This is a genomic window from Paraburkholderia sartisoli, from assembly GCF_900107685.1.
Classification (GTDB): Bacteria; Pseudomonadota; Gammaproteobacteria; order Burkholderiales; family Burkholderiaceae; genus Paraburkholderia; species Paraburkholderia sartisoli.
The window spans coordinates 498,993-514,709 of sequence record NZ_FNRQ01000001.1 but is presented as its reverse complement, the minus strand read 5'-3'; the positions used below and the strand labels follow the sequence as shown (position 1 = coordinate 514,709).

Genomic DNA, 15,717 nt, shown 5'->3' with positions numbered 1-15,717 from the left:
CCCGGCAAGGCGCTTGCCGGGCGCATCTTCGATGGATATCCGCACGATGCGCGCGCATGGACGGCGCGCACATGGCGTGATGTCATGACGCGATCGGCGGACGCAGCAGCGGCGCGTGCGTCACGCTGTCATGGCGCGGTTCGGAAACAGGCAGTCTGATCGGGACATCGGGGGCGCGCGGTTCGAAATACACCGCGCTTGGGAAGACGCAGCAATGAAAACCGCACGCGCTCGTGCAGCAACCGGAATGATCGTGACGACACGGCGCGCCTGTCGCGGGCCCTTCCGGGCGACCCGTCGCGGGCCGGGCGAGTTCACCGGATACCTGCTCAGTGCCTGCCACATGCTGCGCATGCCGCGTCGCACCGGCGCTGGCTAGTTGCGTGACCTGTTCATGCGCGAACGCGCCCTGCCCGAAGAGCAGCGCGATCGAGAACACGACAAGCATTCGCCACATCAACGACATTGCAGGTTAGCCAGACAGGATGTGAAAGCACGAACAAAAGATAATATCAGCAGGTCTCGGCCCATTTGCTCGCTAACGGCTCCGCCGCCAATATTGCCTTGCGTGTGGTCTTTGTCTGGTGTGTGGACGACCTCACTTCGCGCGGTTTTTTTACGACGCTATCAGCAGGAGTGTCCTCGACACCGGGTAATTGACCCCAAACCTCGCAAATAAAAAAAGCCCCGGCGATAAACCGGGGCTTCTTCACAACAGCGAAAACACGCTCACATATTCTCGATCAACACCTGACCAAAGCCCGAGCACGACACCTGTGTCGCGCCTTCCATCAAACGCGCGAAGTCGTACGTCACGCGCTTTTGCAGAATCGACTTTTCCATCGCGGCGATGATCACGTCCGCCGCTTCGGTCCAGCCGAGGTGCCGCAGCATCATTTCAGCCGACAGGATTTCCGAACCCGGGTTCACGTAATCCTTGCCGGCGTACTTCGGCGCCGTGCCGTGCGTCGCTTCGAACATCGCGACCGAATCCGACATGTTCGCGCCCGGCGCGATGCCGATGCCGCCAACCTGCGCGGCCAGCGCGTCCGATACATAGTCGCCGTTCAGGTTCAGCGTGGCGATCACGTCGTATTCAGCCGGGCGCAGCAGGATCTGCTGCAGGAACGCATCCGCGATGACGTCCTTCACGACGACGTCGCCGCCCGTCCCCGGGTTCTTCACTTTCATCCACGGGCCGCCATCGATCAGCTGCGCGCCGAACTCCTTCTGCGCGAGCGCGTAGCCGTAGTCACGGAATGCGCCTTCCGTGAACTTCATGATGTTGCCCTTGTGAACCAGCGTGACCGAGCGGCGATCGTTGTCGAGCGCATACTGGATCGCCTTGCGCACGAGACGTTCCGTGCCTTCGCGCGACACCGGCTTGATGCCGATACCGGACGTATCCGGGAAGCGGATCTTCTTCACGCCCATTTCTTCGCGCAGGAACTTGATGACCTTCTTCGCTTCCGGCGACTCGGCGGGCCATTCGATGCCGGCGTAGATGTCTTCCGAGTTCTCGCGGAAGATCACCATGTTGGTCTTTTCCGGCTCACGCACGGGCGATGGCACGCCCTTGAAGTATTGCACCGGGCGCAGGCACACATACAGGTCGAGTTCCTGGCGCAGCGCGACGTTCAGCGAACGGATGCCGCCGCCAACCGGCGTCGTCAGCGGTCCCTTGATCGACACCACGTATTCCTTCAGCACCTCGAGCGTTTCTTCCGGCAGCCACACATCCGGGCCGTACACTTTCGTCGCCTTTTCGCCCGCGTAGATTTCCATCCAGTGGATCTTCCGCTTGCCCGCGTACGCTTTCTCGAGCGCGGCGTCGACGACCTTGATCATCACCGGCGTGATGTCGAGGCCCGTGCCATCGCCCTCGATATAAGGAATGATCGGCTGGTCGGACACGTTGAGCGAGTAATCCGCGTTGACGGTGATCTTGTCACCGCCCGTCGGAACCTTGATGTGCTGATACGGCATGATCGGACTCCGTGATAGCTATGCTGGTAGAAGCAACGATATGGAAGCTGATGGGGGACTGTGGAACCGGGCGCTCCTCGATACGCGCAATGCCGGACGCCCGCGAGCGGCCAGGCCGCTATTCTAGCCCACGCTACCGTGCAGGCACGGGCGAGGACCGGGCAGGAAAAAACGCAAAAGAAACCGGGCAACGCGAACAGATTGAAGCAACGCCTTTCTCTTATGTCTTATATAAGACATAAGACGTACCGTTCCGTATTATGCATTAATATCCCGCCATCCGCCACAGCGCGCAACGCCTGCGCACGCCGCCCATGCGGCATGGCATGCACGCGAACCGTCGTCTGCGTCGTCAACGGGTGCGGACACGTCCACCGGAATTTATTGCATGCGTCTTATCGCGCTCAACAAGCCATTCGGCACAATCTGCCAGTTCTCGCCGCACGAAACGCGCGCGTCGCTCGCGGATTGGGTGAAGACACCGGGCGTCTATCCCGCGGGCCGTCTCGACTCGGACAGCGAAGGCCTGCTGCTGCTCACCGACGATGGCGCGCTGCAGGCGCGCATCGCCGAGCCGCGCCACAAACTCGTCAAGCGCTACTGGGCGCAGGTGGAAGGCGTGCCTGCCCCCGACGATCTGAAGAAGCTCTCACGCGGCGTCGATCTCGGCGATTACGTGACGCGTCCGTGTCGCGCGGAGTGTGTCGAGCCGCCCGGATCGCTCTGGCCGCGCACGCCGCCGATCCGCTTTCGCGCGGCGATTCCCACTACGTGGATCGAACTCTCGATCACGGAAGGCAAGAACCGCCAGGTTCGACGCATGACAGCGGCGGTCGGATTTCCCACGCTGCGGCTCGTGCGGGTTGGGGTCGGCGCGCTCGATATTTTTGCGCTGGGGCTCGCGCCTGGCGAGCATATCGATGTGTCATCGCAGGCGCCATGGAACGGCATCGTGTGATTCGCGACACGTTCGCAACGCGCGCACGTCAAGTGCGTTTTCGATCTAAGCCGTTGTAGTACCAGTCATTTCTCTTCCCGAAGCAACGCGCTGCAACGCGCGCTGTTCGCGCATTCGCAGCCACGCGCGAACTTTCACGAGAATTCGCGTCAACCACCTCGTAACCTCACGCGTTATTCGACGCAGATGCCATCCGAAGCTATCCGGCATTCAGCCTCAAGGGCCTTTGTGCAAGCCACTCTCGCGGCGAACACATGAGGTCCGTGCGGTGGCGGACATCATCGAGGATTTGTTCGATATGACTGTCAACCGAAAGGTGGATGGCACGTTTACCGATCTGACTCAAGAACCGGGTCATTGGTTAATTAACCGCAACTCATGCTGAGGATTTACAAAATGAACAAACTGATCGCCGCTCTGGTCGCTGGTCTCTTCGCAACGGCAGCATTCGCACAAGCTTCGGCACCGGAAGCATCGGCATCCGCTCCGGCAGCTGCTACGTCGGCAAAGAAGGTCACGAAGACCACGAAGAAGTCGACGCACAAGAAGTCGCACAAGAAGGCAGCAGCTGCTGCTGCAGCTTCGGCCGCTTCGGAGTAAGTTGGTTGTAAAACGCAGTCAAGAACCAGCAGTACTGCCGTTCTTACGGCGTTGAAAGGCAGAAGGCCGCGAGGCACTCTGCCTTTTTCTTTTTTGACGCGCTCGCGTAACATGCGCGGGTCAAGTTCCAGCCAGGAGTCCTGTCGTGCGAATCACCTTGCGTTCACTCGTCGCGCGTTTCGCGTTTGCGATTGCCCTGCCCGTCGCGGCCCTTTCGTTCGTCGCCACCGGTTCGAATGACGCATACGCGCAGCAGATGCCGCCCGGCGCAAAGCAGCCTGGTGACTTTCCGCGCGCGAAGCTCACCGCCGGCATGTTCGTGATCGACGCCGCCGTTGCCGCGAACGATGCAGACCGCGAACAGGGCCTCATGTATCGCACGAAGCTCGCGCCGAACGAAGGCATGATTTTCGTCTTCAACGAAAACGCCGTGCATTGCTTCTGGATGAAGAACACGTTGATTCCGCTGTCGGTCGCGTTCATGCGCGCCGACGGCACGATCACCGACATCGACGAAATGCAGGCCGAAACCACCAGCAATCACTGCCCGAAGAACAACGGCGTGTATGTGCTCGAAATGAGCAAGGGCTGGTTCACGGATAAAGGCATCAAGCCGGGCATGAAGATTCAGGGTCTGCCCGCGCCGCAATAAAACGCAGCGGTCTTCGAAAGACCTCGCGCGCGCATCGGGCAAGGCCGGCGACACCCCTTGGGGTCGCCGGCCTTCTGTTTTCCGCGCCGCGGTTGTCGCCCGAAACCGCTGGATGCCGCGTGAACGCGCCACTTGTCTCCGGGCGCCGACCGGGCCGGACACCGCTGACGGCCCTAGCCGCCCCGTCTGGCAAGATTCCTGCAAAAGCCCGACGGTAGCGCTATGCTTATGGTCTTCACACCGCAGCACCGCGGCCGTCCGGCCGGCGCAAGCCGAAGCCCGACGCCTCCCACCGGCGCGCCTTTCCAAGGAGATTCACGTGCCCAGAAAGACTCCCATTGAACGCTACCGGAACATTGGTATCAGCGCTCACATCGATGCCGGCAAAACCACCACCACGGAACGCATCCTGTTCTACACCGGCGTGACCCACAAGATCGGCGAGGTTCACGACGGTGCGGCGACGATGGACTGGATGGAACAGGAGCAGGAGCGCGGCATCACGATCACGTCGGCCGCGACCACCGCGTTCTGGAAAGGCATGGCCGGCAACTATCCGGAACACCGGATCAACATCATCGACACCCCGGGCCACGTCGACTTCACGATCGAAGTCGAGCGCTCGATGCGCGTGCTCGACGGCGCGTGCATGGTGTACGACTCGGTCGGCGGTGTTCAGCCGCAGTCGGAAACCGTGTGGCGCCAGGCGAACAAGTACAAGGTGCCGCGCATTGCGTTCGTCAACAAGATGGACCGCGTCGGCGCCGATTTTTTCCGCGTGCAGCGGCAGATCGGCGATCGCCTGAAAGGCGTCGCGGTGCCGATCCAGATCCCGATTGGCGCCGAGGAACATTTCCAGGGCGTCGTCGACCTCGTCAAGATGAAGGCGATCGTCTGGGACGAAGAAAACCAGGGCATCAAGTTCGAGTACCGCGAGATTCCGGCTGAACTCGCGGCCACCGCGAAGGAGTGGCACGACAAGATGGTCGAGGCCGCCGCCGAAGCCAGCGAGGAACTGCTCGACAAGTATCTGGGCGGCGAAACGCTGAGCGAAGAGGAAATCAGGCACGGCATCCGTGTGCGCACCATCGCCAACGAGATCGTGCCGATGCTGTGCGGCAGCGCGTTCAAGAACAAGGGCGTGCAGGCGATGCTCGACGCCGTGATCGACTACCTGCCGTCGCCCGCCGACGTGCCGGCCATCACCGGCCACGACGAGCACGACAACGAAATCGAGCGTCACCCGAAAGACGACGATCCGTTCTCGGCGCTGGCGTTCAAGATCATGACGGACCCGTTCGTCGGCCAGCTGATTTTCTTCCGCGTCTATTCGGGCGTGGTGAATTCGGGCGATACCGTCTACAACGCGGTCAAGGAAAAGAAAGAGCGCCTTGGCCGGATCCTGCAGATGCACGCGAACGAGCGCAAGGAAATCAAGGAAGTCTACTGCGGCGACATTGCCGCGGCAGTCGGCCTGAAAGAAGCGACCACGGGCGACACGCTGTGCGATCCGCAAAACGTGATCATCCTCGAAAAGATGATCTTCCCGGAACCGGTGATCTCGCAGGCCGTCGAGCCTAAGACCAAGGTCGACCAGGAAAAGATGGGCATCGCGCTCAACCGTCTCGCGCAGGAAGACCCGTCGTTCCGCGTGCAGACGGATGAAGAATCCGGCCAGACGATCATCTCCGGCATGGGTGAGCTTCACCTGGAAATTCTCGTCGACCGGATGAAGCGCGAGTTCGGCGTGGAAGCGACGGTCGGCAAGCCGCAGGTCGCGTATCGCGAAACGGTGCGCACCAAGGTCGAGGACGTCGAGGGCAAGTTCGTCAAGCAGTCGGGTGGCCGCGGCCAGTATGGCCACGCGGTGATCACGCTGGAGCCGGCCGCGCAGGGCAAGGGCTACGAGTTCGTCGATGCGATCAAGGGCGGCGTGATTCCGCGCGAATTCATCCCGGCCGTCGACAAGGGCATTGTCGAAACGCTGAAGGCCGGCGTGCTGGCGGGCTATCCGGTGGTCGACGTGAAGGTCACGCTGACGTTCGGCTCGTACCACGACGTCGACTCGAATGAAAACGCGTTCCGCATGGCCGGCTCGATGGCGTTCAAGGAAGCGATGCGCAAGGCGAAGCCGGTGCTGCTCGAACCGATGATGGCGGTCGAAGTGGAAACACCGGAAGACTTCATGGGCAACGTGATGGGCGACCTGTCGAGCCGTCGCGGCATGGTGCAAGGCATGGAAGACATCGCGGGCGGCGGCGGCAAGCTGGTGCGCGCCGAAGTGCCGCTCGCGGAAATGTTCGGCTACTCGACGTCGCTGCGTTCGGCGACCCAGGGCCGCGCGACGTACACGATGGAGTTCAAGCATTACGCCGAGACGCCGAACAACGTCGCCGAAGCCGTGATCAACGCGAAGCACAAGTAAGGCGGCCGTTGCAGCATGCGGTCGTTACAGCACGCGGCCGTTACAGCATGTTTTGCGCTGCGATTGAAGAAGGCACGCGAAGCCCGTCCCGCAAGGACGGGCTTTTTTTACATCCGCGCCGCCGCCTGGACCGGACAGCCACACACGCGCTTTTGAACGTGCAAGAATGCAGGACAGCGCCGCTGCGCGAGGCCAGCGAGGAGACACACCATGAGCCACGATCACGACCATCCGCATGACCACGACACCCCGCCGTCGGAGCCGGTAGACTGGCGCGAGCACGGCGTGAAGGTCATCAGGGGCGACCAGCTGGACAGCAACACGGCGCAGACGCCCGGCATGAACCGCGCCGCCGCGATCAACGCGGCGCGCGTCGGTGCGCAGAAGATCTGGGCGGGTACCGTCACGATCCACCCGAACGCGAAGACAGGCGCCCATCATCACGGCGCGCTCGAAAGCGTGATCTACGTGGTGCGCGGCCAGGCACGCATGCGTTGGGGCGAGCACCTCGAATTCACCGCCGAAGCCGGCCCCGGCGACTTCATCTTCGTGCCGCCGTACGTGCCGCATCAGGAAATCAACGCGAGCACCGACGATCCGCTCGAATGCGTGCTCGTGCGCAGCGATAACGAAGCAGTCGTCGTGAACCTGAACATCGACGCGGTCGAGGCGCCCGAAACGGTGTACTGGGTCGATCCGATCCACAAGCATCCGCATGATCATTGAACCGCCCACCGGCCAGCAGACCGTGGACCTCGACAGCCAGCAATCGCTTACACTGAACCCGCCCCGTCGTCGCGCGCCATCGTGTCCAGTTGCGCCGGGTTGGGCCGGAGACACCGGAAGCACCGGAAGCACCGGAGCCCACCCCATGGCGCGCGTCGCCCGATAGAACCCAACGGAACACCATTCGATGAAGAATTCCGCGGATCGCCATCCGGCCCGCCTCGCTCTCGACACCGCGCGGAGCACCGCCAGTGAACTTGGCCAGCACGCCCTCGACGAGTTCGCAGCCGGCCGCCTCACGCGCCGCGAACTGCTGCGCCATGCGGGCGTGATCGGACTTTCGCTCGTGGGCGGCGGCCTGCTCGCAGCGCCGCGCGCGCACGCGCAGGGCACCCCCAAAGGCGCGAACGCGACGATCCGCGTCGCGCATCTGATGCCGGGCGGCGCGGTCGATCCGCTGACCGTGACGGACGCAGGCGGCCTCTCGCTCCTGAACCAGACCGGCGAATTCCTCATCAACGACGACGAGCATTCGCAACTGCAACCCGCCCTCGCGCTGTCATGGCAGCCGAACGCGAAGGGCGACGTGTGGACGTTCAAGCTCCGTCAGAACGTGAAATTCCACGACGGCCAGACATTCGGCGCGAAGGACGTGGTCGCCACGTTCGACCGGCTTGCCGATCCCGCGACCGGCTCGGCCGCGCTCTCGGTGCTGAAGGGCGTGCTGTCGAAAGGCGGCACGAAGGCCGTCGACGAACACACCGTCGCGTTCCATCTCGACGCGCCGAACGGCAACTTTCCGTACTACGTCTCGTCGGACAATTACAACGCCGTGATGCTGCCGGCGAACTACGCGGGCAACTACGAGAAAACATTCATCGGCACGGGCGCGTTCAAGCTCGAGTCGTATCAACCGAAGGTCAGCGCCTCGTTCGTGCGCAATCCCGATTACTGGGGTGAAAAGGCGCTGCCGCAACGCGTGCTGTTTTCGTTTTACGCCGACGAACAGGCGCAGATTCTCGCGCTGCAGGGCCGTCAGGCCGACGTGATGGGCACGTTCACGGTGCAGGGCGGCTCGGGCATTCTCAACAATCCCGGCTTCAAGGTGATCGGCGTGCGCTCGAGCGCGCATCGTCAGATGCACATGCGCAACGACAATCCGCTCTTCAAGGACAAGCGCGTGCGCCAGGCGCTCGCGCTGTCGCTCGATCGCGAGGTGATGGTGCGCGGGCTCTTCAAGGGCCGCGCGATGGTCGCCAACGACAACCCGTTCGCGTCCGTCTTTCCTTCGTCGGACATGAGCGTGCCGCAGCGCAGGCTCGACGTCGCGAAGGCGAAGCAACTGCTCGCGCAGGCAGGCGTTCCCAACGGTTTCGACGCCACGCTCACGACCGAGAAATACATGGAGATTCCCGATCTCGCCGTCGTCGTGCAGAACGCCGCGAAGGCGATCGGCGTGCGGATCAACCTGAAGGTGGAAAGCCAGTCGCTGTATTACGGCGCGGGCACGCCGGGCAAATCGGACTGGCTCGACTCGCCGCTCGGCATCACCGATTACGGTCACCGCGGCGTGCCGAACGTGTTCCTGAACGCACCGCTCACGAGCGGCGGCACGTGGAACGCAGCGCATTTCAGGAACCCGCAGTACGACAGGCTCGTCGCGGATTTCGTCGGCGCGCTCGACGTCGCATCGCAGAAGAAAATCGCCGGACAGATCGAAACCCTGCTGCTGGATGAAACGCCGATCATCATTCCGTACTTCTACGACCAGTTGATCGCGACCCGCAGCGCGCTCTCCGGCGTGCGTTTCACCGCGATCGCGCAGCTGTATTTCGACCGCGCGGTGCTGGCGGCCTGAGCGGTCCAGGCGACCCAGCGGCCACGCCATCCGCACATCGTCGTCGCCTCCCGCGCCAGTACCCCAAGCCCATCAGCGAGCATTCGATGTCGACAACGGCTACTTCTCCCACACAGCGCGCGACGCGCGGCAACGCGGGCCGCGTCGCGCGCTTCGTGGCGAAGCGCGTCGCGCTCTCGCTGGTGACGCTGTGGCTGCTCTCCGTGCTCGTGTTCGCGGGCGGCCAGTTGCTGCCGGGCGATATCGGCCGCGCGGTGCTTGGGCCACTCGCCGATGCGCGCGCGGTCGCCGCGCTCAATCATCAGCTCGGTGCGGACCGGCCGCTTCTCACGCAATACGTCGACTGGATCACGCACTTCGTGCGCGGCGACATGGGCATCTCATACATATTCCGCACGCCGGTCGCGCCGTTTGTCGTCACCGCGCTGGGCCTTTCCGCGAAGCTCGGCCTGCTTGCGTTCGTCGTCGTGGTGCCGCTCGGGATCGCGGGCGGCGTGTGGGCGGCCATGCACGCGGGACGCTGGATCGATCGCACCATCAGCATCACCGGGCTTTCGGCGACGGTCGTGCCGGAGTTCGTGTCGTCGATCGTGTTGATCCTGATCTTCGGCATCTGGCTGCAATGGTTGCCGATCGAGGCGTCGTATCCACCCGGCGCCAGCGTGTTCGAACAACTGAGGCATCTGGTCCTGCCGGTGCTGCCGCTCATATTCGTGTTCTTCGGCTACATCGCGCGGATGGCGCGCGCCGGCACCGTCGAAGCGCTCGACGCCGACTACACGCGCACCGCCATCCTCAAAGGACTCCCGCGGCACGTCGTGATCTGGCGGCACGTGCTGCGCAACGCGCTGCTGCCGACGATCACCGTGGCCGCCACGCAGCTCGGCTACATGATCGGCGGACTCGTTGTCGTGGAGACGCTCTTTCACTATCAGGGCATCGGCTCGCTGATCTACAACGCCGCGAAGGCGAAGGACTTTCCGATGCTCGAAGCCGGCGTGCTGACGATCGGCGTCGTGTACACCGTGGCGAATCTCGCCGCCGATGCGCTACACGTGCTGCTCAATCCGCGTCTGCGTGTGGAGGGGGCCGAATGAGCGCCGTCGTCCCGCCGGAAACCGCGCATCACGAGGCGCCGCGCCATGACCGCCTGCGCGCGCTGCTGCGTTCGCCGACGTTCGTCACCGGTGCGCTGATCGTGCTCGGCTGGGTGGTGTGCGCGATAGCCGGGCACTGGATCGCGCCGCTCGACCCCTACGCGTCCGACCCGCTCAATTCGCTCACGCCGCCCGATCACACGCACTGGTTCGGCACCGATCAACTGGGCCGCGACGTGTTCTCGCGCGTCATCACCGGCGCGCGCGACATCCTGACGATCGCGCCGCTCGCGACGCTGCTCGGCACGCTCGCCGGAGCGGCACTCGGTCTTGTCGTCGGTTATTTCGACGGCTGGATCGACAACGTGATCGGCCGTGCCATCGACGCCGTGCTCGCGCTGCCGCTCGTGATCGTCGCGCTACTCGCGCTGGCGGCTGTCGGCACGTCGAACTTCACGGTGATCCTCGTGATCGGCATCACGTTCACGCCGATGACCGCGCGCACGGTGCGCGCCGCCGTGCTGGCCGAGCGTCATCTCGACTACGTCGCCGCCGCGCAGCTACGCGGCGAAAGCGCGCTGTACATCATGTTCGCGGAGATCCTGCCGAACGTGCTGCCGCCGATCGTCGTCGAAGCGAGCGTGCGGCTCGGGTATGCGATCTTCGCGGTCGCGACGCTGTCGTTTCTCGGCTTCGGCATCCAGCCGCCTTCGGCCGACTGGGGGCTCGCGCTGTCGGAGTCGTACACGCTGATGGCGGGCGGCGCGTGGTGGACCGTGGTGTTCGATGCAGCGGCGATTGCGTCGCTCGTGGTCGGCGTCAACCTGATCGCGGATAGCGTCGAAGGCGTGCTCGACCGATGAACGCGCCGCCCTCCGCTTTCCCCGCCTTCGACGTCTCGAAGAGCGAGCGCACCGATGCGCTGACGATCGTCGGTCTCACGGTCAGTTACCGCTCGCGTGGACGCGATCGCGAGGTGCTGCAGGACGTGTCGTTTCGCGTGAGGCGCGGCGAGGCGTACGGCCTCGTCGGCGAATCCGGCTGCGGCAAGTCGACGGTCGCGATGGCCGCGCTGCGCTATCTGCCGCGTAACGGCAAGGTGAAGGCCGGCCGCATCCTGATCGCCGGCCAGGACCCCAGCGCGCTCGATCCCGACGCGTTGCGCACGATGCGCGCGAAGTCGATCTCGATGGTGTACCAGGATCCGGCGCGCGCGCTCAATCCTTCGCTCACGGTCGCGCGCCAGGTGTCGGAGGCGTTCGAGGCCGCGGGCGCGACGCCTCGCGAAGCGCTGGAGCGCACGGTCGAGATGTTGCGTCGCGTGCAGATCGCGACGCCCGAGCGCGTGATGAGCAGCTATCCGCATCAGCTGTCCGGCGGCATGCAGCAGCGCGTCGTGATCGCGATGGCGCTCGCGTCGAATCCCGCGCTGCTGATTCTCGACGAACCGACGACGGGTCTCGACGCCACCGTCGAAGCCGAGGTGCTCGATCTCGTCGCGCAGCTACGCGCGGAGTCCGGCACGGCGGTGCTCTTCATCAGCCACAACCTCGCGGTGATCGGGCGGATGTGCGAGCGCGTCGGCGTGCTGTATGCGGGCAAGCTCGTCGAGGAAGGCGCGACGCGCGACGTGTTCGCGCGGCCGCGCCATCCGTACACGGTTGGCCTGCTGCGCTGCCTGCCGGTCACGGGTCGCAGCAAGGACACCGACCGGCTCGACACGATCGCCGGGCATCTGCCGCTCGCCGGCCCGGTGACGCACGGCTGCATCTACGCCGAACGCTGCCGTCTCGCCGACGACCGTTGCCGCCGCGAAGCACCGCCGCCGTATCGCGTGAGCGCGAAGCACGGCGACCAGATGTCGCGCTGCCACTATCACGAGCGTGCCATCGATCTGCCGCGCAATGCCGGTGAACCGCCGGACGCCGCCGCGCAGTCCCAGTGCGCACCGTCCGCGCGCGGCGGCACGGAACAACCCGTGCTCGTGCTGCGCGCCGAACACGTATCGAAGACGTTCCACGTACCGGGCGGCACGCTACGCGCGGTCGACGACGTCTCGCTCGATCTGATGAAAGGCGAGACGCTCGGCCTCGTCGGCGAATCGGGCAGCGGCAAGACCACGCTCGCGCGTCTGCTGCTCGGCCTCGTTTCGCCCGATGCGGGCAGCGTCATCGAACTCGACGGCACGCGGTTGCCCGCGCGCGTGACACGCCGCAACGACGCGCAGGTGAAGTCGCTGCAGATCGTGTTCCAGAACCCGGATTCGGCGCTCAACCGCTCGCATTCGGTGAGGCGGCTGATCGGCCGCGCGCTGTCGCGACTCGGCGCGCTGCGCGGTCAGGCGCGCGACGCACGGCTTGCCGCGCTCGCCGCCGCCGTGCGTCTGCCCGACCGGTATCTGGGCGTGCGCACACGCCAGCTGTCGGGCGGCCTCAAGCAGCGCGTCGCGATTGCGCGCGCGTTCGCGGGCGAGCCGCGTGTCGTCGTCTGCGACGAACCCACTTCCGCGCTCGACGTCTCCGTGCAGGCCGCGATTCTCAACCTGCTCGCCGACCTGCAACGCGAACGCGGCGTGAGCTATGTGTTCATCTCGCATGACCTGAACGTCGTGCGCTATCTGTCCGATCGCATCGCGGTGCTCTATCTCGGCCGCCTGATGGAAACCGGCCCGGCCGCCGCGGTGTTCGACGGACCGCATCACCCGTATACCGAGGCGTTGATCTCGTCGATCCCAACGCTCGATTCAAACGGCGACGCGCAACGCGTCCGTCTGTCCGGCGAACTTCCGTCGGCATCAGCGCCGCCTTCGGGTTGCGTCTTTCATACACGCTGCCCACGCAAGCTCGGCGCGATCTGTGAACAGCAGGACCCACCGATGCACATGGCCGGCGACGCGCACCAGATCCGCTGCCACATCCCCGTCGACGAACTGCGCGTGCTTCAACGCGACACCGCGCACAGCACGACATAATCTCGCGCGCCACGCGATGCGTGACATCGCCTGGCGACATCCCGCTTCCTCTGCTGAATGCAGGCGATTCATCGATGACACGTCACGCGTGGCGTATCGCACCCGCGTTTCAGCGTCGAAACGTTTTCACGCGATTTGTAAGCGTCCGCAGCCGTTTCTGTTTGCACGAGCAAGGCTTGGCGCGGGTTTGCGGAGAGTGGCACGGTTGTCGCTATGGAAGGTTCGTGCAGCCGGCACGTGAACAGCGAAAACAGGGTTGAGCTTTCCGGTCCGGTTGACGGGTTGAGATAACTGCTTCGTGCTTCGCCGACAGTCTGCGAAGCGCACACGTGCGGATCTGACACGGGGAGCGATGAGGCTCGCGACGACGAGCCCTCCGCACGCGAGGTGACCAACAAGAGACGGCGACAGGCGAGGCGTCGCCCTCTCGTCGGGAGCGTAGTGATGAATAACACAAGAAATAAGTACTACTACTGGCTACGGGGTGCGACAGCGATTGTCGCTGGCGCGGGGACTTTCTTGACGGCACATGCCGTACACGCTGCATCGGTGAACGAGGTGATCCCGCAATGGATTCTCGTCGCCGATGCGCCTTTGCCGGCCAGCGGCGGACAGGCCGGCACGGCACAGGCGACGCTCGCGGCAGGAGGCGTGGCGGTACTCGCGCAACAGGATTCGTCGTCGACGGGCCAATCTTCCGACGCAGGCGTCACGGCAGCCGACGATGCAGCGGCCGTCTTCAAGGTTTCGCACGGATGTCGTGGCGATACGGTCGACAACTGCGATCCGAAAGGATCCAACGGCGCACGCGGTGGAAGCGGCGGCGCGGCTTCGAGCGGCTCGAACGGCGGCGGTGGTGGCAGTAGCGGCAGCGCGGGTGCGGCGGGATCAGCGGCCGCCGGTGGTGGTGGCGGTGGTGGCGGTGGTGGTGGCGGTGGCGGTGGCGGTGGTGGCGGGGGCGGTGGCGGTGGTGGTGGCGGTGGCGGTGGTGGCGGTGGTGGTGGCGGTGGTGGTGGCGGCTGTGGTTGTGGCGGCGGTGGCGGCGGCAGTGGCGGTAGCAGCAGCGGCGGCCACGGTGGTGGCTTCGGCGCGGGTGGCCCTGGTGGTGGCTTCGGTGCCGGTGGCCCTGGCGGTGGCTTCGGTGCTGGTGGTCCCGGCGGTGGGTTTGGTGGTGGTTTCGGCAGAGGTGGCGGCTCCGGCGGTGGCTATGGTGGCGGCTCCGGCGGCAGTGGTAGAGGTGGTGGCAACGGACGCTAGATCCACGACTACCGGACGGCGCCCCCGCGCCGTTCCGCATACCCGAAACTTCAGACCCTGTCGGTCCGTGCAGGCGGCGGCGTCCCGATCCCCCGGTCGGACGTCGCCGCCCTGACCGGATATCTTTCCCCGAATTTCTCTTCGTAACTTCGCATCACGCGTGCAGCCAATGCAACGCGTCTCCCCGACACACACGCAGCCCGTGTCCATCCCTGAAGCGTTGCGTGTGCATGCGCGTCACAGCATTTCGAGCGACCGCTTGCTGCGCGGCGGCCGGAAATATGCATCGATGGCGGCATGTTCGCCGGCAGTGAGTTGCAGGTCCAGCGCGCGCCGGTTGTCGCGCACATGTTCGATGCGGCCTGACTTCGGAATCGCGAATACCTCCGGCCGGCGCAGCACCCACGCGAGCGCCACCTGAAACACCGACACGCCACGCGCACTGGCAATGTCGTCGAGCGGCGAGCGCTTTGGAAGGCGCGCGTGATCGACCGGGCTGTACGACATGGCCGGCATCGAACGTTGCGCGAGCCACGGCAGCAGATCGAACTCGGGTCCGCGTCGCGCGACGTTGTAGAGAACCTGGTTCGTCGCACACGCGTCACCGCCAGGCACGGAAAAGAGTTCTTCCATGTCGTCGGTGTCGAAATTGCTGACGCCCCAGTGACGAATCTTGCCCGCGCGACGCAGCACCTCGAACCCTTCGACGGTCTCGGCGAGCGGCACCGAACCGCGCCAGTGCAGCAGATACAGATCGATGCGATCGGTCTTCAGACGCTGAAGGCTCTGCTCGCACGCCGCCTGCACGCCGCGACGGCTCGCGTTGTGCGGATAGACCTTGCTGACGAGAAAAACGTCGTCGCGCACGCCGTGCAATGCTTCGCCCAGCAGCGATTCCGTCGCGCCGTCGCCGTACATTTCGGCCGTGTCGATGAGCGTCATGCCAAGGCCGATGCCTTCGCGTATCGCGGCGATTTCGGCGGCGCGGCGCGACGGCTGCTCGCCCATTTCCCACGTGCCCTGCCCCAGCTTCGGAATGCGTTCGCCGTCCGGCAGGCTCACGCTTGCGATCTCATTCGACATGGTTGCTCCTTGTGTGCCGGTTTCCCCGGCGTGCGCCGCGCGGCTCCACCCGCAACCCAGCCGATGAACAACCAGGCAGGCCCGCGCGACGGCCATCATTCGAA

13 protein-coding genes are annotated in these 15,717 nt (G+C 64.6%); 10 read left to right on the top strand and 3 right to left on the bottom strand.

Annotated features, from left to right (window positions below):
- Positions 1–82: 82 nt before the first annotated feature.
- Both BLV45_RS02330 and icd read right to left on the bottom strand, forming a co-directional pair.
- Positions 83–457 (bottom strand): hypothetical protein, encoded by a 375-nt coding sequence (locus BLV45_RS02330; RefSeq protein ID WP_143130377.1) that lies wholly within the window; start codon positions 455–457, stop codon positions 83–85.
- 272 nt (positions 458–729) lie between these two features.
- The gene (gene icd / locus BLV45_RS02325; protein ID WP_090528401.1) at positions 730–1,986 is read right to left on the bottom strand and encodes an NADP-dependent isocitrate dehydrogenase; all 1,257 of its coding nucleotides are present in this window, start codon (positions 1,984–1,986) and stop codon (positions 730–732) included.
- Positions 1,987–2,374: 388 nt separating this feature from the next.
- Between icd and BLV45_RS02320 the strand changes: the two genes are divergently transcribed.
- The 10 genes from BLV45_RS02320 to BLV45_RS02275 all read left to right on the top strand — a co-directional run bounded on the left by BLV45_RS02320 (position 2,375) and on the right by BLV45_RS02275 (position 14,530).
- Positions 2,375–2,944 carry a pseudouridine synthase gene (locus BLV45_RS02320; protein WP_090528399.1) on the top strand — a complete coding sequence of 190 codons (570 nt, stop codon included), beginning with the start codon at positions 2,375–2,377 and terminating at the stop codon, positions 2,942–2,944.
- A gap of 396 nt (positions 2,945–3,340) precedes the next feature.
- A complete protein-coding gene (locus tag BLV45_RS02315) occupies positions 3,341–3,544 on the top strand; it encodes a hypothetical protein (RefSeq protein WP_090528396.1) in 204 nt (67 codons plus the stop codon).
- A gap of 145 nt (positions 3,545–3,689) precedes the next feature.
- Positions 3,690–4,196 carry a DUF192 domain-containing protein gene (locus BLV45_RS02310; protein ID WP_090528390.1) on the top strand — a complete coding sequence of 169 codons (507 nt, stop codon included), beginning with the start codon at positions 3,690–3,692 and terminating at the stop codon, positions 4,194–4,196.
- A 319-nt stretch (positions 4,197–4,515) separates the two neighbouring features.
- Positions 4,516–6,621: an elongation factor G gene (fusA, locus tag BLV45_RS02305; protein WP_090528387.1), complete on the top strand. Its 2,106-nt coding sequence runs from the start codon at positions 4,516–4,518 to the stop codon at positions 6,619–6,621.
- A gap of 210 nt (positions 6,622–6,831) precedes the next feature.
- Positions 6,832–7,347 carry a cupin domain-containing protein gene (locus tag BLV45_RS02300; RefSeq protein ID WP_090528384.1) on the top strand — a complete coding sequence of 172 codons (516 nt, stop codon included), beginning with the start codon at positions 6,832–6,834 and terminating at the stop codon, positions 7,345–7,347.
- Positions 7,348–7,534: 187 nt separating this feature from the next.
- The gene (locus BLV45_RS02295) at positions 7,535–9,205 is read left to right on the top strand and encodes an ABC transporter substrate-binding protein (protein ID WP_090528382.1); all 1,671 of its coding nucleotides are present in this window, start codon (positions 7,535–7,537) and stop codon (positions 9,203–9,205) included.
- Positions 9,206–9,291: 86 nt separating this feature from the next.
- Complete coding sequence (locus BLV45_RS02290) at positions 9,292–10,302, top strand: ABC transporter permease (protein WP_090528380.1); 1,011 nt, start codon at positions 9,292–9,294, stop codon at positions 10,300–10,302.
- The gene (locus tag BLV45_RS02285) at positions 10,299–11,165 is read left to right on the top strand and encodes an ABC transporter permease (protein WP_090528378.1); all 867 of its coding nucleotides are present in this window, start codon (positions 10,299–10,301) and stop codon (positions 11,163–11,165) included. The genes BLV45_RS02290 and BLV45_RS02285 overlap by 4 nt, the downstream gene beginning before the upstream one ends.
- Entirely contained in the window at positions 11,162–13,273 is a 2,112-nt protein-coding gene (locus BLV45_RS02280) for an ABC transporter ATP-binding protein (RefSeq protein ID WP_090528373.1), read from the top strand. The genes BLV45_RS02285 and BLV45_RS02280 overlap by 4 nt, the downstream gene beginning before the upstream one ends.
- Positions 13,274–13,717: 444 nt before the next feature.
- Positions 13,718–14,530: a hypothetical protein gene (locus BLV45_RS02275; RefSeq protein WP_143130376.1), complete on the top strand. Its 813-nt coding sequence runs from the start codon at positions 13,718–13,720 to the stop codon at positions 14,528–14,530.
- A 237-nt stretch (positions 14,531–14,767) separates the two neighbouring features.
- Here BLV45_RS02275 and BLV45_RS02270 read toward each other — a convergent pair whose 3' ends face one another.
- Complete coding sequence (locus BLV45_RS02270; protein WP_090528367.1) at positions 14,768–15,613, bottom strand: aldo/keto reductase; 846 nt, start codon at positions 15,611–15,613, stop codon at positions 14,768–14,770.
- Positions 15,614–15,717: the final 104 nt, after the last annotated feature.

Coding starts and splice junctions, on each gene's coding strand:
- BLV45_RS02330 (WP_143130377.1), bottom strand. CDS start 457: ATGTGGCGAATGCTTGTCGTGTTCTCGATCGCGCTGCTCTTCGGGCAG.
- icd (WP_090528401.1), bottom strand. CDS start 1,986: ATGCCGTATCAGCACATCAAGGTTCCGACGGGCGGTGACAAGATCACC.
- BLV45_RS02320 (WP_090528399.1), top strand. CDS start 2,375: ATGCGTCTTATCGCGCTCAACAAGCCATTCGGCACAATCTGCCAGTTC.
- BLV45_RS02315 (WP_090528396.1), top strand. CDS start 3,341: ATGAACAAACTGATCGCCGCTCTGGTCGCTGGTCTCTTCGCAACGGCA.
- BLV45_RS02300 (WP_090528384.1), top strand. CDS start 6,832: ATGAGCCACGATCACGACCATCCGCATGACCACGACACCCCGCCGTCG.
- BLV45_RS02295 (WP_090528382.1), top strand. CDS start 7,535: ATGAAGAATTCCGCGGATCGCCATCCGGCCCGCCTCGCTCTCGACACC.
- BLV45_RS02290 (WP_090528380.1), top strand. CDS start 9,292: ATGTCGACAACGGCTACTTCTCCCACACAGCGCGCGACGCGCGGCAAC.
- BLV45_RS02285 (WP_090528378.1), top strand. CDS start 10,299: ATGAGCGCCGTCGTCCCGCCGGAAACCGCGCATCACGAGGCGCCGCGC.
- BLV45_RS02280 (WP_090528373.1), top strand. CDS start 11,162: ATGAACGCGCCGCCCTCCGCTTTCCCCGCCTTCGACGTCTCGAAGAGC.
- BLV45_RS02275 (WP_143130376.1), top strand. CDS start 13,718: ATGAATAACACAAGAAATAAGTACTACTACTGGCTACGGGGTGCGACA.
- BLV45_RS02270 (WP_090528367.1), bottom strand. CDS start 15,613: ATGTCGAATGAGATCGCAAGCGTGAGCCTGCCGGACGGCGAACGCATT.